This is a genomic window from Alcanivorax sp. HI0083, from assembly GCF_001635175.1.
Map to the genome: position 1 here is coordinate 1 of NZ_LWFX01001588.1, position 777 is coordinate 777.

Here is a 777-nt window from a genome sequence, read left to right on the forward strand (position 1 = left end):
ATTGGACCGCCGACGCCACATTCAAGACCCCATACTCGGGATTGGTGGGCACGCTCACATGAAGGTTACAGCGGCGCAGCTCGTCGTTGGTCAGCCCCCGATCTTCACGACCGAACAGCACCGCAATGCGGGTATCCTGCGGCGCATTGGCCAAATCATGGGACAGCTGTGCCGCCAACTGACGTGGAGTCAGGCAAGGCCACGGAATGCGACGCTGACGGGCACTGGTGCCAATCACCAGAGTGGCTCCTTCCAGCGCCTCGTCCACGCTGTTGCATACCTGTGCAGCTTCCAGCACATCGCCGGCACCGGAGGCCCGCGCCGTCGCCTCCACACTGGGGTAGGCCTGCGGCTGCACCAGACGCAGATCCGACAGGCCCATGGTTTTCATGGCCCGGGCAGCCGCGCCGATATTGCCGGGGTGGGAGGTTTCCACCATCACAATGCGCACATTTTCCAACATGGGAGGCCTCTCATTAAAAAAGGCGCTAATCTTAACACGGCGGCTGCCCTGATCGCGCGGGCTCTGCTACAATCCGCGCCCCGGAACGGGAACCCCGAGTTTCCCTGCCCCGCGCTCTTTAAAGGAGCCTCTGAAGAACGCCTTGCGCGCTCAGTCTTTCAGGCTGGCCCGCAATCTAGGCGCACTTTTGAAGGTGTATGTCGATCCATCGAAAAAGGGCAACAACGAGTGCGGGCCAGCCTGGAAGACCCGGAGGGCGTGGTCTGAAGCGCCCATTTGCTGCGCCTTGCCTCTAGGGAAGGGAACCACCCTGC

The 777-nt window shown here is 61.9% G+C and carries 1 protein-coding gene; it reads right to left on the minus strand.

The features are described 5' to 3' along the window. The coding region (locus A3754_RS23685) for an RNA methyltransferase (RefSeq protein WP_156497186.1) at positions 1–463 on the minus strand (463 nt) is incomplete at its 3' end. Positions 464–777: the final 314 nt, after the last annotated feature.